Consider the following 21,041-nt stretch of genomic DNA (forward strand, 5'->3'; position numbering starts at 1 on the left):
CGGGGGCGAACAATAGGTGGAGCGCGCCAGAGAACAAGCGCGGAAACGGTTCTCCGACCATGGCGCGGGCGTCTGCCGGGTGCTACGCACACGCCATGTCATCGGTTTTCGACGATTTTCACGCCTTTGTGGCCGCCCTGCCCGCGCGCGGATCCCTGATCGGGCTCGACCTCGGCACGAAGACGCTCGGCGTCGCGGTAAGCGACCCGTCGTGGATGATCGCCTCGCCGGTCGAGACCATCATGCGCAAGAAGTTCACGCCGGACGTGGACCGGATGCTGCAGATCGCCGACAGCCGCAAGGCGGTGGGCGTGGTGCTGGGCCTGCCGGTGAACATGGACGGCACGGAAGGCCCGCGCTGCCAGTCCACCCGCGCCTTCGCCCGCAGCCTGTCCGGCCGCACGCCGCTGCCGATCGGGTTCTGGGACGAACGCCTGTCCACCGCCGCGGTGGAGCGGATGCTGATCTCGTTCGACGCCACCCGCAAGCGCCGGGCCGAAGTGGTGGACAAGCTCGCCGCCGCCTACATCCTGCAGGGCGCGATCGACCGCATGTCCGCCCTGCGCCGCGCGGCCGACGACGCGTCCTGACGCGAAAACGGCCCGGCTGAGAGCCGGGCCGTTTCAGGTTCAGAAACCGATCAACACGGCCGGTAGGCGATCACCTTCACCGGATAGCCGTAAGCGTCGTGACGCCACGAGGTGACGCGGCACTCGCCGCCATAGCCGTAGTAGGCCGGCGCGGGGCGGGCGTAATAGACGGGCGCCGGGCGCGCCTCGCTGGCGAGGATGGCGCCGGTGGCGAGGCCGAGAGCGCCGAAAGCCGCTGCGCCGCCCCAGCCGGGTCCGCGATGGTAGCCGTAATAGCGCGGACCGCCCCAGTGGGGACCGCCCCAGTGGGGACCGCCGCCCCATCCGGCATGACCGTAGCCGCCGGGGCCGTGACGGTACGGCTCCGCGCTGGCGGGAGCCGCGGCAAGGCCGGCGACGCCAAGAGCGCAGACGGCCGCTGCGAGTGTGGTGCGAAGAGACGACATCGAACTGTCCTCTGACTTCCAAGGAAAGTCCGCCGAAAGCATACGGACTGCGCCGCCCCGATATGGGAAGCCTCTTCGGTGGGCTCAGCCAATAAACGCGGAGCATCGCGCCGGATTCATGGCGTCAGAACAGCCATGCGCTTTCGCAAGCCGGCCTCGCGATCCGGGTGACGGGCGAAATCTGCGTCAGGGACAAGTCGCGCGTTTTGAAATGGTCGACGTCAGACGTTCGCGGCCAGCAGACGGTTTTTCAGACCTGCGGGATACAAGTCCGGTCCGCCTTCGACGTCGAGTTCGTCCAGAGCGAACCATCGCGCGAGGCCTTCCGCGCCATTGTCCTCCTGAAACCGCACGCAATCCTGTCCCTCGAACGCCCCTTCGGGAAACAGCACATCGAACAGGATCAGGACTTCATGTCCGAGCGCGCCCTCATGCTGGTAGATGTTCTCGACGTAAAGCGGCGCGCCGACGAGCGCGACGTCGATCCCGAGCTCCTCCCGGAACTCACGCCGCACGGCCTCCGCCGAAGTTTCGCCAAACTCGACGCTTCCGCCCAGAGGCCGCACGCCCTTCACCCGCCCGGCGTCGTCATAGACCTCGGCCGCCAGCAGCCGGCCGTCGCGCCAGTTGAGGCCAAGCGCCTTGATGCGGATGTGAGAAGGAGGCCGCCAGAAGGTCATGACGCGCAGGTAAACGGGCTCCCGGTGGGGCGGCAAGGGTCCAGCCCCAGGGGCGCCGCTCAAAGCCTGTATGGAAACTCAACGTTTGGCGTCATGCCCGAGCTTGGCCATCGGCAGCCACATTTTGAGTTCTTGGGTTTCTGCTCGGCGAAAACTCAAGAATATCCGCCTCTGGCGGCCATGACGGGAGCTTAAATCGCACGCTGCCATATGCTCCGAACAAGCCGCCAGCGCGTCCCCGTCCGATAAAAAGCGCGCCGCCCGAGGGGGCGACGCGCTCTCATGCGGGACGTCTGGATTCACCGCGCTCCGCCGTCAGCAGGGACGGTAGCGGACCGTGGTGTAGCGGCGGCCGTAATGGTCGCGCCGTGTCTTTATGATCTTGCACTCCGAACCGTAGTAGGCGCGGCGGTAGTAACGGTCGCCGCGATAGGGACGGTAATAGCCGCCCGAGTAATAGGGCCGGTCGTAATAGTCGTAACTGTTTCCGGCGATGATCGCGCCGGCGGCGAGGCCAAGGGCGCCGGCCGCCAGATAGCCGCCGCGATCGCGGCGATAGCCGTAATAGCGCCGGTGTCCGTAATAGCCGCCGCCGTAGTAGCCGCGGCCTCCGCGCCAGTGACGACCGCCGCCGCCCCAGTGGCGTCCACCGCCCCAATGGCGGCCTCCGCCTCCCCAGTGACGACCGCCGCCGCCCCAATGGCGGCCACCGCCGCCGCGCCAATGGCCGCCGCGATGGCCGACGGTCTGGATCTGATCCATGGGAATGCCGGCGACCGTGGCGGGCGCGCGGGTGGCGGGAGCGGCCTCGGCGGGCAGCGCTCCGAACGCCACGCCGAGCGCGCAGGCGCCCGCAAGCAGAGCGTTTCGAACCGACGTCATGAGAGTGTGCCTCCTGTCGAGCTGTTTCCCGCCCTCATCGGCCGCCTGCGCGTCGACGCGGGCGCGGCGGCGGCCATACCCCTAACGCGCATCGCCCGGATTTGGTTTCACGCCAACGGCATTGTTGTTTGACCTGCGCGCAGTATCACGCCGGCGTGATACGAAGAGCCCGCCGAAAACAAAGGCCCGCGCCGGAAGCGCGGGCCTGACTGTCTCCGATTGAGTGAGGGCCGCCGCGCTGCGTCTGCAGCGCCCCCAAAAGCCTGTTTTGACAGAGGAACCAGCCGTGATGCCCGAGACAAGCCCGGGCATCACGGCGCGCTCGAATTTGAAAACGGGTCTTCAGCAGGGGCGGTAGGTCACCACGCGCACCGGCTCGCCCCAGCGGTCCTCGCCCCAGCGCACCACCTTGCAGCGGTTGTAGTAGCGCGGACGCTCCACATAGACCCGGCGCGGCGCGTAGTAGTCGTCCTCGTAATCGTAGCGGTCGCGGCTGGCGGAGCCGGCGATCAGGGCGCCGGCCGCGAGGCCCAGCACGCCGGCGGCGGCGTAGCCGGCCGCGCGGTCGCCGCGATGGTGGTGATGGCGGTAGCCGCCGCCGTAGCGCCGGTCGCGCCAGTCCACCAGCTGCGCCTGCGCCGTGCGGGCCTGCTCCACCGCGGCGGGCGAACCCACCCACGCCGCCTGCGCCGGGGCGACGGCGGCGAGCGCGACGCCCAGCACGCCGGCCACCGCAAGAGTCCGCTTCAGAACCGAGCTCATTCGTGAATCTCCTTCCGCGCCGCGCCCGCCGTCGTCCATGCGACCGGCGTCCTCGCGCGCGGCGCGCGCATGTCCCTCGGCTACGAAAGGTACTCCATTCACGCCCGCCCGCAAGTCCGCTCGCCGGCGGGCGGGCGCCGCCTTCGGGTCATGGGGACGGCGGTCGCGGAACCCTTGCCGCATGCGGCCGCGAGAGGCTATGAGACCGATCCTGATGGCCGATCCCGCGCACCCCCACCCGCCGTTCCCGCACCGTCACCTGCTCGGCGTCGCCGGGCTGTCGCCGGCGGACATCAAGGGCCTTCTCGCTTCCGCCGAAGACGCGGTGTCGCTCAGCCGGCAGGTGGAGAAGAAAAGCGCCACGTTGCGCGGCCGCACCCAGATCAACCTGTTCTTCGAGAACTCCACCCGCACCCAGTCCTCGTTCGAGATCGCGGGCAAGCGGCTCGGCGCCGACGTGATGAACATGGCGGTCGGCAACTCGTCGATCAAAAAGGGCGAGACCCTGCTCGACACCGCCGCGACCCTGAACGCCATGCGGCCGGACATCATCGTGGTGCGCCACCATGCGGCCGGCGCGGTGGCGCTGCTGGCGCAGAAGGTGGACTGCTCGGTGGTGAACGCCGGCGACGGCGCCCACGAGCACCCGACCCAGGCGTTGCTGGACGCGCTCACCATCACCCGCGCCAAGGGCCGCATCGAGGGGCTGGTGGTGGCGATCTGCGGCGACGTGCTGCACAGCCGGGTCGCCCGCTCCAACATCCTGCTGCTGAACGCGCTCGGCGCGCGGGTGCGCGTCATCGCCCCCTCCACCCTGCTGCCGGCGGATGTGGAGCGGCTCGGCGTCACCGTGTTCCGCGACATGCGCCGGGGTCTCGAGGGCGTGGACGTGGTGATGATGCTGCGGCTGCAGCTCGAGCGCATGAACGGCTCCTTCGTGCCGTCCGTGAAGGAGTACTTCAAGCATTTCGGCCTCGACGACGCCAAGCTCGCCTATGCGAAGCCCGACGCCGTGGTGATGCATCCCGGCCCCATGAACCGCGGCGTGGAGATCGCCTCCGACGTGGCCGACGGGCCGCGCTCGCTCATCCGCGATCAGGTGGAGATGGGCGTCGCAGTGCGCATGGCCGTGCTGGAGACCCTCGGCCGACGCCTGCCCAACGCCGCGTGACGCCATGCTGACCCACGCCTCCCGCCCGCTCCAGTTCGTCAACGCCCGCCTCGTCTGCCCGGCGAGCGGCCGCGACGAGATCGGCTCGCTGCTGGTCGACAACGGCGTCATCGCCGAGGTCGGCCCCGACGTCCGTCCCGCCGCCCGCGCCGAACAGGTGGACTGCGGCGGCCATGTGCTGGCGCCCGGCCTGATCGACCTCGGCGCCTTCGTGGGCGAGCCCGGCGCCGAGCACCGCGAGACGCTCGCCACGGCAAGCCGCGCCGCGGCGGCCGGCGGCGTCACCGCCATCGTGGCGCGGCCGGACACCACGCCGCCCGTGGACGCGCCGGAGATCGTCGACTACCTGACCCGCCGCGCCCGCGACACGGCGAGCGTGCGCATCCACACCCTGGCCGCGCTCACCAAGGGCCTCGAAGGCCGGGAGATGACGGAGGTCGGCCTGCTGCTGGAGGCGGGCGCCGTGGCGTTCTCCGACGGGCCGCGGTCGGTGGCGAGCGCGCGCGTCATGCGCCGGGCCATGATCTACGCCCGGGATTTCGACGCCCTGATCTGCCACCATGTGGAGGACGCGGAGCTCTCCGCCGGCGGCGCCATGAACGAGGGCGAACTGGCGAGTCGGCTCGGCCTGCCCGGCCGCCCCGCCGCGGCCGAAGCGCTGGTGCTGGAGCGCGACGTGCGCCTCGTGGCGCTGACCGGCGCGCGCTACCACGCCAGCCTCATCACCTGCGCCGACAGCGTGGCGATCGTGGCGGACGCGAAGAAACGCGGCCTGCCCGTCACCTGCGGCGTCTCGGCGGCGCATCTGACGCTGAACGAGAACGACGTCGGCGAATACCGCACCTTCTTCAAGCTGGCCCCGCCGCTGCGCCGGGAGGACGACCGCCGCGCCCTCGTGCAGGCGCTGGCGGACGGCGTGATCGACGTGGTGTGCTCGGGCCACGATCCGCAGGACGTGGAGACCAAGCGCCGTCCCTTCGCCGAGGCCGACGACGGCGCGATCGGCGTGGAGACCCTTCTGTCGGCGGGCCTCCGGCTGGTCCACGGCGGCGACGTGACGCTGCATCGCCTGCTCCACGCCATGTCCACCCGGCCCGCGGAGCTGCTGCGCCTGCCCGGCGGCGCGCTGAAGGTGGGCGCGCCCGCGGACCTGGCGCTGATCGACCTCGACGCCCCGTTCGTGCTGGACGCGGCGACGCTGAAGTCGAAATCCAAGAACACGCCGTTCGATCAGGCTAGGCTTCAGGGCCGGGCGCTGCGCACGGTCGTTGCCGGACACACCGTCTATCCTTACGCTTGACGCGACCGCCGCCGGCCGCCTTCCGCTTCGGACCTTCATGACGGACATCACCCTTCCCGCACTGGCCGCCGCGCTCGCGCTCGGCTACTTCGCCGGCTCCATTCCCTTCGGCGTGCTGGTCACCAAGCTCGCGGGCGCGGGCGACCTGCGCGCCATCGGCTCCGGCAACATCGGCGCCACCAACGTGCTGCGCACCGGCCGCAAGGGCCTCGCCGCCGCGACCCTGATCGGCGACATGCTGAAGGCGACCGTCGCCGTGCTGGCGGCCTCGGCGCTGTTCGGCCCCACGGCCGGGCTCGCGGCCGGCGCCGCGGCCTTCGTGGGCCATGTGTTCCCGGTCTGGCTCGGGTTCCGGGGCGGCAAGGGCGTCGCCACCTATCTCGGCGCCCTGCTCGGCGTCGCCTGGCCCGTGGCGCTCGCCTTCGCGGCCGTGTGGCTGATCGTGGCCAAGGCCACGCGCTACTCCTCCGCCTCGGCGCTGGCGGCGAGCCTCGCCGCGCCGATCCTGCTCGCCGTCACGTCCGGGTGGCTTACCGCGTCGGCGTTCGCCGTCATGACGGCGGGGCTGTGGCTGTTCCACCGCGAGAACATCGCCCGCCTGCTGGCCGGCCGGGAGAGCCGGATCGGCGACAAGGGCGGCGCTTCGCCCAGCCGCGGCGGGTGACGCCGCCATGCCGCGCCTCTCGCCCGAACAGCGCGTCGCGTGGCTGCGCCTCATCCGCTCCGAGAACGTCGGCCCCCGCACCTTCCGCGATCTGGTGAACCACTTCGGCGGGGCGCAGGCCGCGCTCGAGGCCGCGCCGGACCTCGCCCGCCGCGGCGGGCGCGCCATCCGCATCGCCTCCGTCGCGGAGGCGGAGGACGAGATCGCCGCCTGCGAGCGGCGCGGCGCCCGCCTCGTGGCGCTGGGCGAGCCGGATTACCCCGCGCTGCTCGCGAGCGTCGAGGGCGCGCCGCCGCTGCTCACCCTCGCGGGAAACGCCGAGGCGCTGAACCGGCCGACGGTCGGAATCGTCGGAGCCCGCAACGCCTCCTCCTCCGGCCGCACCTTCGCCGCCCGGCTGGCGGAAGGCCTCGGCGCCGCCGGCTGGGTGCTGGCTTCGGGCCTCGCGCGCGGCGTGGACGCCGCCGCCCACGCGGCTTCGGTGGAGACCGGCACCGTGGCGGTGTTCGCCGGCGGGCTCGACCGGCTGTATCCGCCCGAACACGCCGACCTCGCCCGCCGCATCTGCGACAGCGGCGCGCTGGTGACGGAGATGCCGCTCGGCTGGCAGCCGCGGGGCCGCGACTTCCCCCGCCGCAACCGCATCATCGCCGGCCTGTCGCTGGGCGTGGTGGTGGTGGAGGCGGCCATGCGCTCCGGCTCGCTGATCACCGCCCGTCTCGCCGCCGAGCTTGGGCGCGAGGTGATGGCCGCCCCCGGCTCGCCGCTCGATCCGCGCTGCGAGGGCACGAACGCCCTGCTGCGCGAGGGCGCGACCCTGGTGGCGCGGGTCGATCATGTGCTGGAGGCCCTGCGGCCGCTGGTGGCGCGGGAGCGCGACATCCCCGCGCCCATCCTGCTCGGCCAGGGCGACGCGGCCCCCTTCACCCCCGCGGAGCCCGGCGACGACGACATGGCCGTGGTGCTCGGCCTGCTCGGTCCTTCGCCCACCACCATCGACGCCCTGGTCCGTCATGCGGAGCGGGACGCGCGCACGGTGCAGGTGGCGCTGCTGCAGCTCGAACTCGCCGGCCGGCTGGAGCGCCTGCCGGGGGGACAGGTGACGCTACGCGTCCCCGAGGCCTGGGGCTGACCCGGCGGAGGCTCCGGCGTCCCGGCCCGCGTGGGTCCGCGCCTCCATGCGGGCCATGTCCAGCAGATAGGCCAGCGTCGGAAGGCCCGAGCGCCGGGCGAGACGCACCATGTCCTCCGCCATCGCCTCCAGATAGGCGGCGGTCTCCGCGCGGGACGACGGGCGATCCTCGCCAGCGCGCCTTTCGCCGTCCTTCGTCATGGTGGCGTTCCCCTTCCAATGCCGCGCCGCTGCATTTCGCATCCTAAAGTACATAAAATAAAAAAACACAACCATTGGTGTTCTTTTCCGCACCGGCTTCGGCGTTCGGGCATTTGACACCGGCAAACCGCTTCCCCATGTTCGCCGCCGCCGGATCGACCGCCGGCGCGGAGAAGGGGCTCCCGCTTCATGAACAGCGTCGTCATCGTCGAGTCGCCCGCCAAGGCGAAGACGATCAACAAATATCTCGGGCCCGGATATGAGGTTCTGGCCTCCTACGGCCATGTGCGCGACCTGCCGGCGAAGGACGGATCGGTCGATCCCAACGCCGACTTCCACATGCTGTGGGAGGTGGACGGCAAGGCCGCGCAGCGCCTGAACGAGATCGCGCGCGCCGTGAAGGGCGCCGACCGTCTCATTCTGGCCACCGACCCGGATCGCGAGGGCGAGGCCATCTCCTGGCATGTGCTGGAGGTGCTGCGCGCCAAGAAGGCGCTGAAGGACCAGCCCGTGGAGCGGGTGGTGTTCAACGCCATCACCAAGCAGGCGATTCTCGACGCCATGAAGAAGCCGCGCGAGATCGACGCGGGGCTGGTGGACGCCTACCTCGCCCGTCGGGCGCTGGACTATCTCGTGGGCTTCAACCTGTCGCCGGTGCTGTGGCGCAAGCTGCCGGGCGCGCGCTCGGCCGGCCGCGTGCAGTCGGTGGCGCTGCGCCTCGTCTGCGACCGCGAGGCCGAGATCGAGCGCTTCGTCCCCCGCGAGTACTGGTCGCTGGTGGCGACGCTCGCGACGCCGAAGAACGAGACCTTCGAGGCGCGCATCTCCGCCGCCGACGGCAAGAAGATCGGCCGTCTGGACGTGCCGGACGAGACGACCGCGCTGGCGCTGAAGGCGGCGATCGAGGCCTCCGACCTCAAGGTCGCGAACGTCGAGGCCAAGCCCGGCCGGCGCAACCCGCCTCCCCCCTTCACCACCTCGACGCTGCAGCAGGAGGCGAGCCGCAAGCTCGGACTCGCGCCGAACCGCACCATGCAGATCGCCCAGCGGCTGTACGAGGGCATCGACATCGGCGGCGAGACCGTCGGCCTCATCACCTACATGCGAACCGACGGCGTCGACATGGATCCGGGCGCGGTGTCCGCCGTCCGCTCGCTGATCGGCTCCGACTACGGCGCCCGCTACCTGCCGGGCAGCCCGCGCAAATACACCGTCAAGGCCAAGAACGCGCAGGAGGCCCACGAGGCCGTGCGCCCGACCGACCCGCGCCGCACGCCCCGCGAGATGGCGCGCCGCCTCGACGACGATCAGGCCCGGCTCTACGAGCTGATCTGGAAGCGCACCGTGGCGAGCCAGATGGAATCGGCGGAAGTGGAGCGCACCACGGTCGACATCTCGGCCACCGGCTCCGGACGGCCGATCGAGCTGCGCGCCACGGGCACCGTCGTCACCTTTGACGGCTTCCTCGCGCTCTATCAGGAAGGCCGCGACGACGAGGAGGACGAGGAGGCCAAGCGCCTGCCCGCCATGGCGGCGAACGATCCGCTGCGCCGGGTCGGCCCCGTCGCCGCCGCCCAGCACCACACCGAGCCGCCGCCCCGCTACACCGAGGCCGCGCTGGTGAAGCGCATGGAGGAGCTCGGCATCGGCCGTCCCTCCACCTACGCCGCGACCCTCGCGGTGCTGCGCGACCGCGAATACGTCAAGCTCGACAAGAAGCGGCTGGTCCCGGACGACAAGGGCCGGCTGGTGACCGCCTTCCTCGAGAGCTTCTTCGACCGCTATGTGGAGTACGACTTCACCGCCGCGCTCGAGGAGAAGCTCGACAAGGTCTCCAACAACGAACTCGACTGGAAAGAGGTGCTGCGCGACTTCTGGCGCGACTTCATCGGCGCGGTGGACAGCACCAAGGAGCTCCGCTTCGCGCAGGTGATCGACGCGCTGAACGAGATCCTCGGCCCCTACATCTTCCCGCCGAAAGCGGACGGCTCCGACCCCCGCGCCTGCCCCACCTGCGGCACGGGCCAGCTTTCGCTGAAGCTCGGCAAGTTCGGCTCCTTCGTGGGCTGCTCCAACTACCCCGAATGCCGCTACACCCGCCCGCTCGGCGCGGACAGCGGCGGCGAGGACGGACAGGCGGCCGGCCCGGACGGCGTGAAGCTGCTGGGGCAGGACCCGAAGACCGGGCTGGACGTGACGCTGCGCGCCGGCCGCTTCGGGCCCTACGTGCAGCTCGGCGAGCCGGTGGAGAAGGAGAAGCCCAAGCGCGCCTCTCTGCCCAAGGGCTGGTCCGCCGCCGAGCTCGATCTGGAGGCGGCGCTCCGGCTGCTGTCGCTGCCGCGGCTCGTGGGCCTGCACCCGGAATCGGGACTGCCGATCGAGGCCAACATCGGCCGCTACGGGCCTTACGTGTCCCACGACGGCTCCTACGCCAATCTGGATTCGGTGGAGGAGGTGTTCGAGGTCGGCCTGAACCGGGCGGTCGCGGTCATCGCCGAAAAGAAGGAGAAGCGCGGCGCGGGACGCGGCGGCGCGGCGGCCGGCCGCGCGCTCGGCGACCATCCGGACGGCGGCGCCGTCACCGTGCATGCGGGGCGCTACGGGCCTTACGTGAAGCACGGCAAGGTCAACGCCACCCTGCCCAAGGGCGTGGACGCCGACGCGCTCACGCTCGACGAGGCGATCAAGCTGGTGGACGCCAAGGCGGCCGCCGGCGGGGCGAAGAAACCGGCGCGCAAGGCCGCGACGAAATCCGCCTCCAAGGCGGCCGCGGACAAGCCGGCGGCGAAAAAAGCCACGGCGGCCAAGAAGCCCGCCGCGAAGAAACCCGCCGCGAAGACCACGAAGAAGGCCGCCGAATAAGAGCGGCCTCGGGGAGGAACAGAATGATCCGTCAGTTTGCGTTCGCGGCGGCGCTCGCCGCCGGCTTCGCCGCATCGTCGGCGCAGGCCGCCGGGACCTATGTGGTCTGGGGCATCGGCGCCAAGACCTGCGGCGCCTGGACCGACGCCCAGCGCACGGACCAGGCCAAATCGGAAGCGTACCAGTCCTGGGCGCACGCCTTCGTCACCGGCGCGGCCTTTGGCCGGGAAGGGATCGAACTCCGCAAGGACGTGGACATCAACGCCGAGGCGCTGACCAAATGGGTCAACGCCTGGTGCGAGGCCAACCCGCTCATGACCGTGGAGCGCGCCGCCGTCGCCCTGCTGGAGCACCTGACCACGCCGGGGAAGTGACCCGTGACGCGCGCCGCTTCGGATCGCGCCGACCTTTGCTCCGGCCGCGCGCGATCCCCGGCCGTCCATAGCGTGACGGAATAAGGCGAGGCCGACGACGCTGCGTTCGGCGCCGCCGGCGTGTCGCGATCTCCGATCAGGTCAGGACCAGGCCAAAAGCGCCAGAGGCGTCAGCCGCCCTGATAGGACTCGCCGGTGCGGGGCTCTGGCGTCGCCACGCGCTCGGCCTCGCCATAGGTGGCGATCTTGCCTTCCGCCGCCTTCTTCAGGATCTGCAGCGCCTCCAGCGGCTCCGGCTCCAGCCCTGCGCCGCCGGTCCCCACATGCGCGTAGATCTCCTTCTTCATGCGCGGATCCCAGAAATGCTGGATGTGATCCACGATGCCGGGGATGATCTTCTCCTTGGGCTGGCTCCTGAAGAACCAGCCGATCTGGTTCGCCATGTAGATCAGACGGTCGAGCGTCGACTTGTGCTCGCGGCCGTCGATCTCGGGGACGCCGGGAAGGGTTTCGTGGGCGTGGGCCATGGGCGCGTTCCTCAAACCTGACGGAGGGCGCTCTCCGGCGCCTTGTCCGCGACGATGCGATGGGGGTGGGTGAAAACCTCGAAGCCGTCGTCGCGGGCGATGGCGACGAGGGTGACGCCGGCCTGCTCCGCCATGGCGACGCCGAGCGCCGTCGGCGCGGAGACCGCGACCACGAGGCCGGTTCCGATGATGGCCGCCTTCTGGATCATCTCCACCGAGACGCGGCTGGTGAGCGCCACGAAGCCCGGCGCGGCGTCCTCGCCGCTTCGCGCCAGATGGCCGGCCAGCTTGTCGAGCGCGTTGTGGCGGCCCACGTCCTCGCGCACGGCGATCAGGCCGCGGCCGGGAACGTAGAAGCCCGCGCCATGAACCGCGCGGGTGGCGAAGTTCAGCGCCTGCGCCTTCCACAGCGCCTGAAGCGCCTCGTGTATCTCGCTGGCGGAAAATGCTGTTTCGGCTTCGACGATCCGCGCGGGCCTCACCGCCTGCGCCAGACTGTCCACGCCGCACAGGCCGCAGCCTGTGGGGCCCGCCAGCGCCCGGCGGCGCGCCCCGAGATCGCGGGACGGATTCTTGGCGAGCCACATCCGCGCTTCGAGACCGACGCCCTGATCGACAACCTCGAGGCTCTCGATCTCGGAGACATCGGCGACGATGCCCTCGGTCAGGCTGAAGCCGACGGCGAAGTCTTCGACGTCCGCCGGGCTCGCCATCATCACCGCCTGCGTGCCGCCGTCATAGACCAGCGCGATCGGAGTCTCGGCCGGCGTCGCCCGCTCCGAAGTCTCGCGCAGTTCGCCGTCGCGCCAGACGGCGCGGGACAGGCGGACGATGGGGGCTGGAAGCTCGGTCATGGGGTGAATATGGGCGCCTTGGCCGGGCCTTTGAAGCGGGAGACGTCCCCTTGCTCGTCCCGGCCGCCGGGCCGGACATCGGAGCCGCAGCGCGGACGAACGGGACGATGCGGGCGGCGTCTGACTTTCGTCCCTCGGCGCCTGCCGGTCGCGGCTCAAGGCCAGGACGACGCCGTAGGTTTCAGGCGGTTCCGCTCTGGTCGCCCCGGGCGGCGGACATCCGCCGCCCGGAGGCTGTTCGTAAGCCGGGAAACCCGCGGATCACTCCGCCGCTTCGGGCAGGATGCGCCGGCTGCTGCGGGAGTGCTCCTCGTAGCCTTCCTGCCAGGCGCTCGGCCCGTTGGAGGGCGAGATCTGCACCGCCGTCACCTTGTACTCCGGGCAGTTGGTGGCCCAGTCCGAGAAGTCGGTGGTGATGACGTTGGCCTGGGTCGTCGGGTGGTGGAACGTGGTGTAGACCACGCCCGGCGCCACGCGATCGGTGACCTTGGCCTTCAGCGTGGTCTCGCCGGCGCGGCTGCGCAGCGTCACCCAGTCGCCGTCGCGCACGCCGCGGTTCTCGGCGTCCGCCGGATGGACCTCGAGCACGTCCTCCTCATGCCAGCGCGAGTTCTCTGTGCGCCGGGTCTGCGCGCCCACGTTGTACTGGCTGAGGATGCGGCCGGTGGTGAGAAGCAGCGGGAAGCGCGGCCCCACCTTCTCGTCGGTGCCGACATATTCGGTGATGACGAAGTTGCCCTTTCCGCGGACGAAGCCGCCGATGTGCATGATCGGCGTGCCGTCCGGCGCGGCCTCGTTGCACGGCCACTGCACCGAGCCCTTCTCATCGAGCGCCCTGAAGGACACGCCGGCGAAGCTCGGGGTCGACGCCGCGATCTCGTCCATGATCTCGGACGGATGGCCGTAGTCCATGGCGTAGCCCATGGCCTTGGCCAGCATCAGCGTCACCTCCCAGTCGGCGTAGATCGCCCTGGGGGCCATCACCTTGCGCACGCGCTGGATGCGGCGCTCGGCGTTGGTGAAGGTGCCGTCCTTCTCCAGGAAGGACGAGCCCGGCAGGAACACATGGGCGTAGTTGGCGGTCTCGTTCAGGAACAGGTCCTGCACGATCACGCACTCCATGGAGGCGAGGCCCGAGGCCACATGGTAGGTGTCCGGATCCGACTGGGCGATGTCCTCGCCCTGCACGTAGAGGCCCTTGAAGGTGCCGTCCACGGCCGCGTCCAGCATGTTCGGGATGCGCAGGCCGGGCTCGGGATCGAGCGGCGTGCCCCACAGCGCCTCGTACATCTCGCGGACGTTGTCCTCGGAGACGTGTCGGTAGCCCGGATACTCGTGCGGGAACGAGCCCATGTCGCACGAGCCCTGCACGTTGTTCTGACCGCGCAGCGGGTTCACGCCCACGCCGTTGCGGCCGATGTTGCCGGTGGCCATGGCGAGGTTGGCGATGCCGAGAACCGTGGTCGAGCCCTGGCTGTGCTCGGTGACGCCGAGGCCGTAATAGATCGCCGCGTCGCCGCCGGTGGCGTAGAGCCGGGCCGCGCCGCGCACGAGGTTCGCCGGCACGCCGGTGATGGACTCGGTGGCCTCCGGCGAATGCCGCTCCTCGGCCACGAACTCGGCCCAGGCCTGGAAGGTCTCGAGATCGCCCTGCTCGCGCACGAACGCCTCGTCGATCAGGCCCTCGGTCACGATCACATGGGCGAGCGCCGTGACCATGGCGACGTTGGTGCCCGGCTTCAGCGGCAGGTGGTAGTCCGCGCGGATGTGCGGGCTCTTCACCAGATCGATGCGGCGCGGGTCGATCACGATCAGCTTCGCGCCCTGGCGCAGGCGGCGCTTCATGCGGCTGCCGAACACCGGATGGCCGTCGGTCGGGTTGGCGCCGATGACCAGGATGACGTCGCTCTCGTCCACCGAGTCGAAGTCCTGGGTGCCGGCGGAGGTGCCGAACGCCGTCTTCAGGCCGTAGCCGGTGGGCGAGTGGCAGACGCGGGCGCAGGTGTCCACGTTGTTGTTGCCGAAGCCGGCGCGCACCAGCTTCTGGACCAGATAGGTCTCCTCGTTGGTGCAGCGCGAGGAGGTGATGCCGCCGATGGACGACCGGCCGTACTTGGCCTGGATGCGCTTGAACTCGGTGGCGGCGTATTCGATCGCCTCCTCCCACGACACCTCACGCCACGGATCGGTGATCTTGGCGCGGATCATCGGCTTGAGGATGCGCTCCTTGTGCTGGGCGTAGCCGTAGGCGAAGCGGCCCTTGACGCAGGAGTGGCCGTGGTTGGCCTTGCCGTCCTTCCACGGGACCATGCGGACGAGCTCGTCGCCGCGCATCTCGGCCTTGAAGGTGCAGCCCACGCCGCAATAGGCGCAGGTGGTGACCACCGAATGCTCGGGCGTGCCGATCTCGATGACCGACTTCTCCTGCAGCGTCGCGGTCGGGCAGGCCTGCACGCAGGCGCCGCAGGACACGCATTCCGACTGCATGAACAGCTCGTCCATGCCGGGCGACACCCGGCTGTCGAAGCCGCGGCCGGAGATGGTCAGCGCGAAGGTGCCCTGCACCTCCTCGCAGGCGCGGACGCAGCGCGAGCAGACGATGCACTTGGAGGCGTCGTAGGTGAAGTACGGGTTGGACTCGTCTTTCTTGGAGACGAGGTGGTTCTCGCCCTCATAGCCGTAGCGCACCTCGCGCAGGCCGACGACGCCCGCCTGCTCCTGCAGCTCGCAGTCGCCGTTGGCCGAACAGGTCAGGCAGACGAGCGGGTGGTCGGAGATGTAGAGCTCCATCACGCCGCGGCGCAGCTGCTTCAGGCGGGGGGTCTGGGTCTTGACCACGATGCCTTCGGCCACCGGCGTGGTGCAGGAGGCCGGCGTGCCGTTGCGGCCCTCGATCTCGATCAGACAGAGGCGGCAGGAGCCATAGGCCTCCAGATTGTCGGAGGCGCAGAGCTTCGGGATCTTGTTACCCACCAGCATGGCCGCATGCATGATGGACGTGCCCTCGGGCGCCGTCACCTTCTGGCCGTCGATGGTCAGCGTGACCATTACGTCGGATTTGACCTCAGGGGTGCCGTAGTCGATTTCAGTCACGAGAGACATGGCGGGCCTCCTCACTCCGCGGCCAGCGGCATGGGGCCGCGACCGAAATCCTCGGGGAAATGGGTGAGCGCGCTCATGACGGGATAGGGAGTGAAGCCGCCCAGAGCGCAGAGCGAGCCCAGCTTCATCGTGTGCGAAAGGTCTTCGAGAATGGCGAGGTTCTTCTCGCGCTCGACACCGGCGATGATCTTGTCCATCACCTCGACGCCGCGGGTGGAGCCGATGCGGCAGGGCGTGCACTTGCCGCAGCTCTCCACCGAGCAGAACTCCATGGCGAACCGGGCCTGCTTGGCCATGTCCACATTGTCGTCGAACACCACGATGCCGCCGTGGCCGATCAGGCCGTCCTTCTTGGCGAAGGCCTCGTAGTCGAACGGGGTGTCGAACAGCGCGCGGGGGAAGTAGGCCCCGAGCGGGCCGCCCACCTGCACCGCGCGAACGGGCAGGCCGGTGAACGTGCCGCCGCCGACCTCCTCCACCAGTTCGCCCAGCGTCACGCCGAAGGCGATCTCGTAGAGACCGCCGTACTTGATGTTGCCGGCGAGCTGGATCGGCATGGTGCCGCGGGAGCGACCGAAGCCCACGTCCGCATAGGCCTTGGCGCCTTCCGACAGGATGAAGGGCACCGCCGCCAGCGACAGCACGTTGTTGATGACGGTCGGCTTGCCGAACAGGCCCTTGTGGGCCGGCAGCGGCGGCTTGGCGCGCACCAGACCGCGGCGGCCTTCGAGGCTCTCCAGCAGCGAGGTCTCCTCGCCGCAGACATAGGCCCCGGCGCCGACGCGCACCTCCATGTCGTAGTCGTATTGGGAGCCGGCGACGCCGCGGCCGAGATAGCCGGCCTTGCGGGCGGCCTGGATCGCCTTGTTCATGGCGATCACCGCGTGCGGATACTCCGAGCGGCAGTAAACGTAGCCCATGTCCGCGCCGACGGCGACGCCGGCGATGGTCATGCCCTCGATCAGCTGGAAGGGGTCGCCCTCCATGATCATGCGGTCGGCGAAGGTGCCGGAGTCGCCCTCGTCCGCGTTGCAGACGATGTACTTCTTGCCCGGCGCGCAGGCGGCGACGGTGCGCCACTTGATGCCGGTGGGGAAGCCTGCGCCGCCGCGGCCGCGCAGGCCGGAGTTGAACACCTCCTCCACCGTGTCGGCCGGGCCCATGGCGATGGCGCGCTCCAGGCCCTTGTAGCCGCCATGGGCGAGGTAGTCGTCGAGCGAGACCGGATCGGTCACGCCCACGCGCTTGAAGGTGAAACGCTCCTGCTTGGCGAAGAACGGGATCTTCTCCACGTCGCCGAGACGGAGGTCGTGGCCGGCGCCGTCGAGCAGGCCGCCGTCCAGCAGCGCCTCCACGTCCCTGGGCTTCACAGGGCCGTAGCCGACGCGGCCGGCGGCGGTGACCACCTCCACCAGCGGCTCCAGCCAGATCATGCCGCGGGAGCCGTTGCGCACCACGCGGCCCTCGACGCCGCGACGGGCGAGCCCTTCCGTGATGGCCTTGGCGACCCGGTCGGCGCCGACGGCGACCGCCGCGGCGTCGCCGGGAACGTAGATGACGACGCTCACGACCGCACCTCCGCCGCGATCTCCGCGATCGCCTCGTCGTCGATCAGCCCAACCAGCCGGCCGTCCACCATGGCGGACGGGCCGCAGGCGCACAGGCCGAGGCAGTAGATCGGCTCCAGCGTCACCTGTCCGTCGGGCCGGGTCTCGCCGAAGGCGCAGTCCAGCGCCTTCTCGAACTTCGGCGAGGTGTCGCGGGCGCCGGCGGCCTGGCACGCCTCGGCGACGCACACCTTGACGATGTGGCGGCCGGCGGGCTCGTGCCGGAAATCATGGTAGAAGGTGAAGACGCCATGGACCTCGGCGCGCGACAGGTTCATCGCGTCGGCGATCAGCGGGATCGCGTCCTGAGGCACATAGCCGAACGTCTCCTGCATGGCGTGCAGGATCGGCATGGTCGCCCCCTCCAGGGCGAGGTGATCGGCGATGATCTCGCGACCGCGCTCCGGCGACCACGCTTCGTGCGCATGCCGCGATCCTGAGACGGATGCCCCGCTCATCATGGCTCGCGTCCTCCATATATAATTCTTGTTATTCCAAATTCTGGCTCCAACGCCCTGAGTTATCAATGCGCGTATCCCGTCAGCCGATAGAACATATCTATCGGCCTGGGCGATCCATCAAGTGGGTAAAACGATTTTAGAAGCGATCCAAAGGGGTTGGCATGCCAGAGACCCCTGCCGCCGCCCGTCGCGCTGTTTTGAATTTTTCTGAACAGGCGATGCGGGAGGAGCTTAAATCGACGCCGCTATGGCGCCCGGCGTCACGGCGCCGAGTCGCGCCGCGAGTCCCTTGGCGATCGTGACCAGAGCGGTGGTGGCCGGCGTCTGCGGGTCGCGATGCGGCGCGACCAGTCCCACGGTGTGCACCACTTCCGGCTCGACGATGGGGATGGAGCGGATGTTCGGCGGCAGCCCCATGGTCTCGCCGAAGCTCTGGGGCAGCACGCTCGACCAGGCGCCGGTGCGCACATGGCTGAGCAGGACCACGGTGTCGTTGGACTCCAGCGTCGGCGCGGCGGCGACGCCTGCGTCCTTGAGCAGCGTGTCCACGATGCGGCGGTTCTGCATGTTCGGCGTCAGCAGGCAGAGCGGCAGCCGCCCCACGTCGCGCCACGTCACCACGTCCCGGTCGCCCAGCGCGCCATCCGCCGAAGTGATGAGGCGGTAGCCCTCGCGCCAGATCGGCGTCACCGACACCCGACCGAGCGGCTCGTTGTCGAGATAGGTGATGCCGGCGTCCACCTCGAGATTGTCCAGCGCGTCGCCGATCTCGCCCGAGGTGCTGCTGACGATGGTGAAGCGCACGTCCGGGTGCTGGGCGCGGTAGGGCGTGGTGAGCTGGGACACCATGGGCAGCGCGGTGGGGATCACCGCGATCCGCAGATGGCCGACCACGCCGCGCTTCAGGGCGTCGATGTCCTGCCGCATGGCGCGGGCGTCGCCCACGATGCGCCGGGCCCATTCCAGCGCCCTCTCCCCCTCTGGGGTAAAGCCGTGGAAGCGCGAGCCGCGCTCCACCAGCCGCACGCCGAGAGCGTCCTCGAGCTGCTTGACGCCGGCGGAGAGCGTGGGCTGGGTGACGCCGCAGGCCTCCGCGGCGCGGCCGAAATGACGCTCCTGGGCGAGGGCGAGCAGAAAGTCGAGCTTGTCGAGCATGGCCGTCCGAAAGCGAGTCGGCCACACCGGCCTGGCGCGCGATTATATGGCAGGAGACCGGCCAAAGGCGAAAAACGGCGCTGGCATGCCAGTTTCGCACGAAAATTGCGCCAGATCAGCCCGGAAACGGCGTTTACGATCCTTATCCTTTCGGCGTATGCAGGTTCAAAGGCTCACGGGTCAATGAGCCGCAGCACGCCGGGGAGGCGCTCAACACATGTCCTTCGTCCGCTCCCACCTTCCGTGGGCCATTCTGGCGTTCATCGGAGCGTTCGCGCTCGGAACGGTCGCGCTTCACCGCGGCGAGTCGATCGGCGCTCTCTGGATCGTCGTGGCGGCGGTCTCCACCTATCTCGTCGCCTACCGCTATTACGCGCTGTTCATCGCCAACAACGTGCTGCGGCTCGATCCGGCCTACGCCACGCCGGCGCAGCGCCTGAACGACGGCCTCGACTACGTTCCCACCAACAAATACGTCCTGTTCGGCCACCACTTCGCGGCGATCGCCGGCGCCGGCCCGCTGGTCGGCCCGGTGCTCGCGGCGCAGATGGGCTACCTGCCCGGCACGCTGTGGATCATCGTCGGCGTGGTTCTCGCCGGCGCGGTGCAGGACTTCCTGGTTCTGTTCCTCTCCACCCGGCGCGACGGCCGCTCGCTCGGCGACATCATCCGCCAGGAGATGGGCGCGACCGCGGGCATCATCGCCCAGATCGGCATCCTTCTGATCATGATCATCCTGCTGGCGGTGCTGGCGCTGGTGGTGGTGAAGGCGCTGGTGGGCTCGCCCTGGGGCATGTTCACGGTGGCCGCGACCATCCCGATCGCGCTGTTCATGGGCCTCTACAGCCGCTTCCTGCGGCCGGGCCATGTGGGCGAGGTGTCGCTGATCGGCGTCGTGCTGCTGCTCGCCTCCATCGTCTACGGCCAGCACGTGGCGGAAAGCCCGACGCTCGCGCCGCTGTTCACCTTCAAGGGCGAAGCCATCGCGCTGATGATCATCGGCTACGGCTTCGTGGCTTCGGTCATCCCGGTGTGGCTGCTGCTCGCGCCGCGCGACTACCTCTCCACCTTCCTGAAGGTGGGCGCCGTGGTCGGCCTCGCCATCGGCATCCTCGTGGTGATGCCGGACGTGAAGATGCCCGCCGTCACCAAGTTCATCGACGGCACCGGCCCGGTCTTCGCCGGCGCCATCTTCCCCTTCCTGTTCATCACCATCGCCTGCGGCGCCGTCTCCGGCTTCCACTCGCTGATCGCCTCCGGCACCACGCCGAAGCTGATCGAGAACGAGACCCAGGCCAAGTTCATCGGCTACGGCGCGATGCTCACCGAGAGCTTCGTGGCCATCATGGCGCTGATCGCGGCCTCGGTGCTTGAGCCGGGCGTCTATTTCGCCATGAACAGCCCGGCGGCGCTGATCGGCACGACGCCTGAGACCGCGGCCGCGGCCGTGTCGTCCTGGGGCTTCCAGATCACGCCGGCCGAACTCAGCCTGCTTGCGCAGCAGGTGGGCGAAAGCACCGTGCTGTCCCGCGCCGGCGGCGCGCCGACCCTCGCCGTCGGCATGTCGCACATCCTGTCCCAGCTCGTGGGCGGCGAAGCGCTGATGGCGTTCTGGTACCACTTCGCCATCCTGTTCGAGGCGCTGTTCATCCTGACCACGGTGGACGCCGGTACCCGCGTCTGCCGCTTCATGATCCAGGACCTGCTCGGCAACGTGACCCCGAAGTTCCGCGACACCAAGTCGTGGACCGCCAACGTGATCGCGACCGGCCTCGCGGTCACGGCCTGGGGCTACTTCCTGTATCAGGGCGTGGTGGATCCGCTCGGCGGCATCAACACGCTGTGGCCGCTGTTCGGCATCTCCAACCAGATGCTGGCCGCGATCGCGCTGACGCTGTGCACCGTGGCGCTGTTCAAGATGAAGCGCGAGCGCTACGCGTGGGTCACCATCGTGCCGACGGTGTGGCTGCTGATCTGCACGCTGACCGCCGGCTGGCAGAAGCTGTTCCACCCGTCGCCGGCGGTGGGCTTCCTCGCCCACGCCAGGAAGTTCGGCGACGCCGCCGCGCAGGGGCAGGTTCTGGCCCCGGCCAAGTCGATCGAGCAGATGGGCCGCATCGTGTTCAACGACTACGTCAACGCCGGACTGACCGTCGCTTTCATGGCCGTGGTCATCGTCATGGTCGGCTTCGGCATCCGCTGGATTCTCGTCGCGCTGCGCTCGCCTTCGGCGACGGTGAACGAGATCCACGGCGTGCCGGCGGAGTGAGG

19 protein-coding genes are annotated in these 21,041 nt (G+C 69.7%); 8 read left to right on the top strand and 11 right to left on the bottom strand.

Going from position 1 to position 21,041, the window contains the following annotated elements; all coding sequences use genetic code 11:
- The first annotated feature begins 95 nt into the window (after positions 1–95).
- Positions 96–590 carry a Holliday junction resolvase RuvX gene (gene ruvX, locus PKE85_RS05230; RefSeq protein WP_271203717.1) on the top strand — a complete coding sequence of 165 codons (495 nt, stop codon included), beginning with the start codon at positions 96–98 and terminating at the stop codon, positions 588–590.
- A 50-nt stretch (positions 591–640) separates the two neighbouring features.
- Here ruvX and PKE85_RS05235 read toward each other — a convergent pair whose 3' ends face one another.
- The 4 genes from PKE85_RS05235 to PKE85_RS05250 all read right to left on the bottom strand — a co-directional run bounded on the left by PKE85_RS05235 (position 641) and on the right by PKE85_RS05250 (position 3,360).
- Complete coding sequence (locus PKE85_RS05235; RefSeq protein ID WP_271203718.1) at positions 641–1,036, bottom strand: hypothetical protein; 396 nt, start codon at positions 1,034–1,036, stop codon at positions 641–643.
- A gap of 221 nt (positions 1,037–1,257) precedes the next feature.
- The gene (locus PKE85_RS05240) at positions 1,258–1,716 is read right to left on the bottom strand and encodes an NUDIX hydrolase (protein ID WP_271204079.1); all 459 of its coding nucleotides are present in this window, start codon (positions 1,714–1,716) and stop codon (positions 1,258–1,260) included.
- 315 nt (positions 1,717–2,031) lie between these two features.
- Positions 2,032–2,598 carry a hypothetical protein gene (locus tag PKE85_RS05245; RefSeq protein ID WP_271203719.1) on the bottom strand — a complete coding sequence of 189 codons (567 nt, stop codon included), beginning with the start codon at positions 2,596–2,598 and terminating at the stop codon, positions 2,032–2,034.
- Positions 2,599–2,940: 342 nt separating this feature from the next.
- The gene (locus PKE85_RS05250) at positions 2,941–3,360 is read right to left on the bottom strand and encodes a hypothetical protein (protein ID WP_271203720.1); all 420 of its coding nucleotides are present in this window, start codon (positions 3,358–3,360) and stop codon (positions 2,941–2,943) included.
- 214 nt (positions 3,361–3,574) lie between these two features.
- Between PKE85_RS05250 and PKE85_RS05255 the strand changes: the two genes are divergently transcribed.
- The 4 genes from PKE85_RS05255 to dprA are packed head-to-tail and all read left to right on the top strand — an operon-like array spanning position 3,575 to position 7,627.
- A complete protein-coding gene (locus PKE85_RS05255; protein WP_271203721.1) occupies positions 3,575–4,531 on the top strand; it encodes an aspartate carbamoyltransferase catalytic subunit in 957 nt (318 codons plus the stop codon).
- A 4-nt stretch (positions 4,532–4,535) separates the two neighbouring features.
- Positions 4,536–5,831 (top strand): dihydroorotase, encoded by a 1,296-nt coding sequence (pyrC, locus tag PKE85_RS05260; RefSeq protein WP_271203722.1) that lies wholly within the window; start codon positions 4,536–4,538, stop codon positions 5,829–5,831.
- A gap of 37 nt (positions 5,832–5,868) precedes the next feature.
- Positions 5,869–6,495, top strand: coding sequence for a glycerol-3-phosphate 1-O-acyltransferase PlsY (plsY, locus tag PKE85_RS05265; RefSeq protein ID WP_271203723.1), 627 nt, complete (start codon positions 5,869–5,871; stop codon positions 6,493–6,495).
- Positions 6,496–6,502: 7 nt separating this feature from the next.
- Entirely contained in the window at positions 6,503–7,627 is a 1,125-nt protein-coding gene (gene dprA / locus PKE85_RS05270) for a DNA-processing protein DprA (protein WP_271203724.1), read from the top strand.
- On the opposite strand, the gene PKE85_RS05275 is transcribed toward dprA, so the two are convergent.
- Positions 7,601–7,828, bottom strand: a complete 228-nt coding sequence (locus tag PKE85_RS05275) for a hypothetical protein (RefSeq protein WP_271203725.1) — start codon at positions 7,826–7,828, stop codon at positions 7,601–7,603. The genes dprA and PKE85_RS05275 overlap by 27 nt on opposite strands.
- A 189-nt stretch (positions 7,829–8,017) precedes the next feature.
- Here PKE85_RS05275 and topA point away from each other — a divergent pair, with 189 nt between their 5' ends.
- On the top strand, positions 8,018–10,690 hold the full coding sequence (gene topA / locus PKE85_RS05280; protein ID WP_271203726.1) for a type I DNA topoisomerase: 2,673 nt from the start codon (positions 8,018–8,020) through the stop codon (positions 10,688–10,690).
- A gap of 23 nt (positions 10,691–10,713) precedes the next feature.
- Positions 10,714–11,064 carry a hypothetical protein gene (locus PKE85_RS05285; RefSeq protein ID WP_271203727.1) on the top strand — a complete coding sequence of 117 codons (351 nt, stop codon included), beginning with the start codon at positions 10,714–10,716 and terminating at the stop codon, positions 11,062–11,064.
- A 170-nt stretch (positions 11,065–11,234) separates the two neighbouring features.
- Here the strand turns inward: PKE85_RS05285 and PKE85_RS17655 are convergent, their stop codons facing one another.
- From PKE85_RS17655 to PKE85_RS05315, 6 genes are all read right to left on the bottom strand, one after another.
- Positions 11,235–11,591 (bottom strand): formate dehydrogenase subunit delta, encoded by a 357-nt coding sequence (locus tag PKE85_RS17655; protein ID WP_309299065.1) that lies wholly within the window; start codon positions 11,589–11,591, stop codon positions 11,235–11,237.
- 11 nt (positions 11,592–11,602) lie between these two features.
- Positions 11,603–12,445, bottom strand: a complete 843-nt coding sequence (fdhD, locus tag PKE85_RS05295) for a formate dehydrogenase accessory sulfurtransferase FdhD (protein WP_271203728.1) — start codon at positions 12,443–12,445, stop codon at positions 11,603–11,605.
- 261 nt (positions 12,446–12,706) lie between these two features.
- Positions 12,707–15,547, bottom strand: a complete 2,841-nt coding sequence (gene fdhF, locus PKE85_RS05300; protein ID WP_271203729.1) for a formate dehydrogenase subunit alpha — start codon at positions 15,545–15,547, stop codon at positions 12,707–12,709.
- Positions 15,548–15,558: 11 nt separating this feature from the next.
- Positions 15,559–17,115, bottom strand: a complete 1,557-nt coding sequence (locus tag PKE85_RS05305; RefSeq protein ID WP_271203730.1) for a formate dehydrogenase beta subunit — start codon at positions 17,113–17,115, stop codon at positions 15,559–15,561.
- Positions 17,112–17,612: a formate dehydrogenase subunit gamma gene (locus tag PKE85_RS05310; RefSeq protein ID WP_428981315.1), complete on the bottom strand. Its 501-nt coding sequence runs from the start codon at positions 17,610–17,612 to the stop codon at positions 17,112–17,114. Before PKE85_RS05310 ends, PKE85_RS05305 begins: the two co-directional genes overlap by 4 nt.
- Positions 17,613–17,846: 234 nt before the next feature.
- A complete protein-coding gene (locus PKE85_RS05315; protein WP_271203732.1) occupies positions 17,847–18,770 on the bottom strand; it encodes a LysR family transcriptional regulator in 924 nt (307 codons plus the stop codon).
- Between the two features lie 217 nt (positions 18,771–18,987).
- On the opposite strand from PKE85_RS05315, the gene PKE85_RS05320 reads away from it, so the two are divergent.
- On the top strand, positions 18,988–21,039 hold the full coding sequence (locus tag PKE85_RS05320) for a carbon starvation CstA family protein (RefSeq protein ID WP_271203733.1): 2,052 nt from the start codon (positions 18,988–18,990) through the stop codon (positions 21,037–21,039).
- The last annotated feature ends 2 nt before the right edge of the window (positions 21,040–21,041 follow it).

This window comes from Methylopila jiangsuensis (assembly GCF_027922305.1).
GTDB lineage: Bacteria > Pseudomonadota > Alphaproteobacteria > Rhizobiales > Methylopilaceae > Methylopila > Methylopila jiangsuensis.

What these genes read in the sequence shown, in the direction of transcription:
- ruvX (WP_271203717.1), top strand. Translation starts at nt 96, where the DNA reads ATGTCATCGGTTTTCGACGATTTTCACGCCTTTGTGGCCGCCCTGCCC.
- PKE85_RS05235 (WP_271203718.1), bottom strand. Translation starts at nt 1,036, where the DNA reads ATGTCGTCTCTTCGCACCACACTCGCAGCGGCCGTCTGCGCTCTTGGC.
- PKE85_RS05240 (WP_271204079.1), bottom strand. Translation starts at nt 1,716, where the DNA reads ATGACCTTCTGGCGGCCTCCTTCTCACATCCGCATCAAGGCGCTTGGC.
- PKE85_RS05245 (WP_271203719.1), bottom strand. Translation starts at nt 2,598, where the DNA reads ATGACGTCGGTTCGAAACGCTCTGCTTGCGGGCGCCTGCGCGCTCGGC.
- PKE85_RS05250 (WP_271203720.1), bottom strand. Translation starts at nt 3,360, where the DNA reads ATGAGCTCGGTTCTGAAGCGGACTCTTGCGGTGGCCGGCGTGCTGGGC.
- PKE85_RS05255 (WP_271203721.1), top strand. Translation starts at nt 3,575, where the DNA reads ATGGCCGATCCCGCGCACCCCCACCCGCCGTTCCCGCACCGTCACCTG.
- pyrC (WP_271203722.1), top strand. Translation starts at nt 4,536, where the DNA reads ATGCTGACCCACGCCTCCCGCCCGCTCCAGTTCGTCAACGCCCGCCTC.
- plsY (WP_271203723.1), top strand. Translation starts at nt 5,869, where the DNA reads ATGACGGACATCACCCTTCCCGCACTGGCCGCCGCGCTCGCGCTCGGC.
- dprA (WP_271203724.1), top strand. Translation starts at nt 6,503, where the DNA reads ATGCCGCGCCTCTCGCCCGAACAGCGCGTCGCGTGGCTGCGCCTCATC.
- PKE85_RS05275 (WP_271203725.1), bottom strand. Translation starts at nt 7,828, where the DNA reads ATGACGAAGGACGGCGAAAGGCGCGCTGGCGAGGATCGCCCGTCGTCC.
- topA (WP_271203726.1), top strand. Translation starts at nt 8,018, where the DNA reads ATGAACAGCGTCGTCATCGTCGAGTCGCCCGCCAAGGCGAAGACGATC.
- PKE85_RS05285 (WP_271203727.1), top strand. Translation starts at nt 10,714, where the DNA reads ATGATCCGTCAGTTTGCGTTCGCGGCGGCGCTCGCCGCCGGCTTCGCC.
- PKE85_RS17655 (WP_309299065.1), bottom strand. Translation starts at nt 11,591, where the DNA reads ATGGCCCACGCCCACGAAACCCTTCCCGGCGTCCCCGAGATCGACGGC.
- fdhD (WP_271203728.1), bottom strand. Translation starts at nt 12,445, where the DNA reads ATGACCGAGCTTCCAGCCCCCATCGTCCGCCTGTCCCGCGCCGTCTGG.
- fdhF (WP_271203729.1), bottom strand. Translation starts at nt 15,547, where the DNA reads ATGTCTCTCGTGACTGAAATCGACTACGGCACCCCTGAGGTCAAATCC.
- PKE85_RS05310 (WP_428981315.1), bottom strand. Translation starts at nt 17,612, where the DNA reads ATGAGCGGGGCATCCGTCTCAGGATCGCGGCATGCGCACGAAGCGTGG.
- PKE85_RS05315 (WP_271203732.1), bottom strand. Translation starts at nt 18,770, where the DNA reads ATGCTCGACAAGCTCGACTTTCTGCTCGCCCTCGCCCAGGAGCGTCAT.
- PKE85_RS05320 (WP_271203733.1), top strand. Translation starts at nt 18,988, where the DNA reads ATGTCCTTCGTCCGCTCCCACCTTCCGTGGGCCATTCTGGCGTTCATC.